This window comes from Corynebacterium sp. HMSC056F09, from assembly GCF_001815785.1.
Taxonomy (GTDB): Bacteria; Actinomycetota; Actinomycetes; order Mycobacteriales; family Mycobacteriaceae; genus Corynebacterium; species Corynebacterium hiratae.
This window is the reverse complement of the sequence record NZ_KV821966.1, coordinates 1-588: the sequence shown is the minus strand read 5'-3', so window position 1 is coordinate 588 and position 588 is coordinate 1. Positions and strand designations below refer to the sequence as shown.

1 protein-coding gene is annotated in these 588 nt (G+C 44.9%); it reads left to right on the top strand.

Going from position 1 to position 588, the window contains the following annotated elements; all coding sequences use genetic code 11:
- Nucleotides 1-122 precede the first annotated feature (122 nt).
- Nucleotides 123-575, top strand: coding sequence for a hypothetical protein (locus HMPREF3056_RS10540; RefSeq protein WP_246822513.1), 453 nt, complete (start codon nucleotides 123-125; stop codon nucleotides 573-575).
- Nucleotides 576-588: the final 13 nt, after the last annotated feature.

Genomic DNA, 588 nt, shown 5'->3' with positions numbered 1-588 from the left:
TCAACGCACTCTAAAACCGGAAGGGCCGGCTAACCAATGCCATTCTGAGATTCATCATCCCAGAGAATTTACTTGTCCAAGCACAAGGCCGTAACCAAACTCGAGACAACATTATCTGGATGGTGGGATTACCCTTAGGAGGCCTACTTTACGGACTGGCGCCGGTTATTCCTTTTATCGCACAATCCCTGTCAGGGCTTGGTCCCGTATATGCTTCAAGGAGCATCAATGCAAACCTAGGTGAAACAATCAGTGACCAGAAGTATTCATTTACAGAGTTCTGGTCCGATACCAAATATTCTTTGGCTTGGATTTGGAAATATCCGGTGCTCCGGGCAATTTTCAGCATCGATTTATGCTCGAATTTTGCCAATTTTTTCCTCATCGCGTCCATAGATCTATGGTTGGCCTATCTTAAAGTTGATGGCTGGATAATCGGCTTAACTTCAACCATGTTTACCCTAGGCATGATTGTTGGAGGATTTTTTCAGGACCACCTCATCAAGCGATTACCTGGAAGAAACATAATCCGAGCAACCATGCTCTGGGAATTAATGTGGCCCTTCCGGTTTTAGAGTGCGTTGATTT